Here is a 3,541-nt window from a genome sequence, read left to right on the forward strand (position 1 = left end):
AAGGCGGCCGAGGCGAGCGAATGCGCGGCTGAACAGGGAAAGTTTTGGGAGATGTATCACAAATTATTTGAAAACAATAAAGCCGGTACTTTGAGTGAGCTGCAATTCAAAGAAGATGCCAAGAGCCTCGAGCTTGATACGGCGAAATTTGACCAATGTCTGTTTCAGGAAAAATACAAAGACAAGGTAAACCAACAAATGTTGGAAGCACGCTCGTTTAACGTCAACGGCACGCCCACCACCTTCGTCAACGGCGAAATCGTGGTCGGCGCCTATCCGATGGACGACTTCACCGGCTCGGACGGCGCAAAAACCGAAGGCCTGCGCAGCATCATTGGAAAACAATTAAACAAACAATGATCAACAAACAATATAATTATAAAAATGTTTTAAAAGATAAAGCCAATCATTTAGCTCATCAAGGTTATGATTTAACTTTTAAATTCCCCAAGGAAGAATTGTATTGCCTTACTTCACAGTTACGTCGATCGTTAATATCAGTTCCATCAAATATAATAGAAGGTTATTCAAGGAATAATAAGAAAGAATTTTTACATTTTATGAAATTTTCCTATGCATCTTTGTCGGAGGCAAAATATCAAATGAATTTTGCTATTGAAAGGGGATATATTACAAATAGGGAGTGTGAATTTTTTTTGGTAACAGCTGAAGAGGTTAGCAAAATGTTATGGTCTAGCATGGATACTCTACGTAAAAATATAGATTCTAGTCATTAAATTATTGTTTATTGATTGTTGTCTATTGATTATTGTTACTGGAAGGGTCGCATAGTGGTCGAGTGCGTTCGCTTGTCCCGCGGAGCGGGATCCCGCAGCCCCGCTAGAGCGGGGCGCCCGCGGGAGAAAGCTCAATATGTATTACATCTATATTTTGCAAAGCACAATTAAACAACGATACTATATCGGCCAGACAGAAGATTTAATTAATAGATTGGATGTTCATAACTCCGGTCAAGTAAGAGTAACTAAGGGGTATAGACCTTGGAAAATAATTTACTCAGAAAATTATTTAACCAGATCAGAGGCGGTAAAGCGTGAGCTGGAGATAAAAAACTATAAGGGTGGTATAAAATTTAAGAGATTGTTAAATTTAGCTTGATGGTTTTGGAAGGATCGCCTAGTGGTCGATGGCGCGCGCTTGGAAAGCGCGTAAACCGTAACAGGTTTCGAGGGTTCGAATCCCTCTCCTTCCGCATTTTATCATTTATATGGACAACAAATCATTTCAAGTTTCTGTTAAGGGATTAATTATTAAAGATAACAAAGTTTTGCTGTTGCACGAGCAGAAGGGCACCTGGGACTTGCCGGGCGGACGGCTGCAACATGGAGAAAATTTTGAACAAACATTGAAAAGAGAGTGTCAAGAAGAGATAGGCGTGAAATGCGAAGTGCTGGATAAAAATCCAGCTTTTTCTTGGGTAGCGCAAGACAGCGTTGGAATTTGGCGAATCATGCTTTGCTTTCGTATCAAACCGGAACATTTTGATTTTATACATTCTGACGAATGCATTGGCTATGATTTTTTTGACAAGGATGCCATTAATACTATAAATATTGTTCCGCAGATTGGGCAATTGAAGGATTTTTTGTAGAAATAGCGATTTTATATACAAACACACATTTATATTCGTATAAATGGCCTAAATTAGGCCTTTTTTGTTGCGATGTATTGACAAAAATGGTATATATGTGATATAATTTATAGTTAAGTTCTTTCACAATTACTGGCCTAAAGCCATAAAATAATTTTACTTTAGTGTTGTTTTTTTGCAGTGAACCCTAATGCGAGCCTGTGGTCTGTCGAATCCTGGACAGATGAGGGGCGAGCAGAAAAGGAGAAAGGAAATGGGAAAGAAGGATGTATCTGCAATCGTAAGTGGTGCAGGGTTGGCGGCAGCTTTCTGGGTTAACCTGGAGAAAGCGGCGCGTGAACGCGGTATAACAACCGAAGAATTTTATGAAGCCGTGAAGGAAGGCAGCCCGATGATCAATCGGTTCGCGAACGTGATGTTAATTCGTAAACGTGTTGCCGAAAACGAGCGCAATGAGCTTAATAGCTTGAAGTCCTCAATTCCGGAAGAGGTGACTCCGGAAATCGTGGCTGGCCTGGATAAGCTCGCCAATTCCATTTTCGAGAACTGCTGGCCTGAGTCTACAACGAGGAAAGGAGAAGCATCTTGAAGCTCAAGGTTGTCAAAATGACACAGCGGATGTTTGCCGCACAATGGTTTGCCGAACAAGCTGTTAAGGCAACCATTATGACCAACGCAAGGTTTAACATCCACCCCTACAACAAAATCACGAACGTATTCAAAGAGTTGGCACAGAAGCAAATGCAAGAGTTAAGAAATCACCCCCCCGCAAGAGAATTGCTTGGTCAAGCAATGGTAATCTGCGCAGCTGAAGCCGCGCGTTACAGCTACTTGAGAACAAGATCTTTGATCGGCATTTTCAGAACCGTTATATTGTCACCCCTTAAGACGCTCCAAATGATGTGGCCACTGCAAGCCGAAACGATAATTTGGGAAAGATTTGCAACCATGATAAAACAGCATCTGACGGAGTGCATCTACCCTCTGCAAATCCTTGGGAGCCTGCTCTACCATGTGGAAATGGATTTGGTCGATTCTGAGCAGGAGTTGACCTCGCCTTTCCTTGACAGATTGATTCATGCGATTCAAACGCAGATCGAACGGCCGGAAAACATCGGTGCAGTGATCTTTTCCGAACATGAGTTGGAACATAAGTTGATCGAATACAAGTGGCAGCAATTTGTCAATCATACGAAACTGCTGCCCGCGGATTTCGATCTGAAGGCATGGCTTGGCCTTCTGCTGGCTCTGCTCAATTCAATTAAACGCGATATCCCCAGACTGCAGCTGCCACCTCACGGATCGAAGTACTATGTCTGGCGCGACAAGCGGTATAAACGGTTCGCACGATCTTAGTACGAATCCGAGCGAGCGCCGCCGCCGGTGCGAAGGAACTTTGATTAAGGAAGTTAAAATCACTGAAAAGGAGGTGATGCCAATTACCCGCTATGTTTTCGGATATAGCGGGTTTTTCTTTTTTGAAAAATTTGCCGCCGAAGCACAAAATCAGTTATACTTATTTTGTAAGCCGCCAAAGAAAAACTTGAAATTGTTAAGGTTCGCGGCGGAGCCGCTCATTTTGCCCCGCCCCGTCCGCATCCCGCCGCAGGCGGGTTGAAAAACGAAATTCTGTCCGAGCTATTTTTAAAATACACCGCAAAATAAAATAATCGGGTTACTGCCCGGTTATTTTATTTTGAGAATGGTGGGGCATGAGAACCCTCGGCTGATAAAGATTATTACAAGCAAAAACTTTTACACAGATATAATAATTTTAAATCGTAAATTGTTATTTACTGACGGCGCGGGGCTTATGCGTGTTGAATTGATTAACCCAGCTTTTTTAATAGCAACATCAGGCCGATACCCAATAAAATTCCAAGCAGCTGTTCAAAGGTTTTTGACGGCGCCGGATGTTTTTTTAATTCC

6 protein-coding genes and 1 tRNA gene are annotated in these 3,541 nt (G+C 42.3%); all 7 read left to right on the top strand.

The features are described 5' to 3' along the window. Positions 1 to 360 (top strand): DsbA family protein (locus tag M0Q51_17220; GenBank protein ID MCK9401711.1); only part of this gene is annotated, 360 nt, incomplete at its 5' end. Beyond that, entirely contained in the window at positions 357 to 737 is a 381-nt protein-coding gene (locus M0Q51_17225; GenBank protein MCK9401712.1) for a four helix bundle protein, read from the top strand. The genes M0Q51_17220 and M0Q51_17225, both read left to right, overlap by 4 nt. A gap of 389 nt (positions 738 to 1,126) precedes the next feature. Further along, positions 1,127 to 1,213: transfer RNA gene (locus tag M0Q51_17230), tRNA-Ser, on the top strand. A gap of 15 nt (positions 1,214 to 1,228) precedes the next feature. Continuing rightward, positions 1,229 to 1,612 carry an NUDIX hydrolase gene (locus M0Q51_17235; GenBank protein ID MCK9401713.1) on the top strand — a complete coding sequence of 128 codons (384 nt, stop codon included), beginning with the start codon at positions 1,229 to 1,231 and terminating at the stop codon, positions 1,610 to 1,612. Between the two features lie 253 nt (positions 1,613 to 1,865). After that, positions 1,866 to 2,201, top strand: coding sequence for a hypothetical protein (locus tag M0Q51_17240; GenBank protein MCK9401714.1), 336 nt, complete (start codon positions 1,866 to 1,868; stop codon positions 2,199 to 2,201). Then, positions 2,198 to 2,968, top strand: coding sequence for a hypothetical protein (locus M0Q51_17245; GenBank protein ID MCK9401715.1), 771 nt, complete (start codon positions 2,198 to 2,200; stop codon positions 2,966 to 2,968). Before M0Q51_17240 ends, M0Q51_17245 begins: the two co-directional genes overlap by 4 nt. A 40-nt stretch (positions 2,969 to 3,008) precedes the next feature. Further along, positions 3,009 to 3,230: a hypothetical protein gene (locus M0Q51_17250; protein ID MCK9401716.1), complete on the top strand. Its 222-nt coding sequence runs from the start codon at positions 3,009 to 3,011 to the stop codon at positions 3,228 to 3,230. The last annotated feature ends 311 nt before the right edge of the window (positions 3,231 to 3,541 follow it).

The organism is Bacteroidales bacterium (assembly GCA_023229505.1).
In the GTDB taxonomy this organism is placed as follows: domain Bacteria; phylum Bacteroidota; class Bacteroidia; order Bacteroidales; family JAGOPY01; genus JAGOPY01.

Excerpts from the sequence above, each read along its gene's own strand:
- M0Q51_17225 (MCK9401712.1), top strand. The coding sequence starts at position 357 with ATGATCAACAAACAATATAATTATAAAAATGTTTTAAAAGATAAAGCC.
- M0Q51_17235 (MCK9401713.1), top strand. The coding sequence starts at position 1,229 with ATGGACAACAAATCATTTCAAGTTTCTGTTAAGGGATTAATTATTAAA.
- M0Q51_17240 (MCK9401714.1), top strand. The coding sequence starts at position 1,866 with ATGGGAAAGAAGGATGTATCTGCAATCGTAAGTGGTGCAGGGTTGGCG.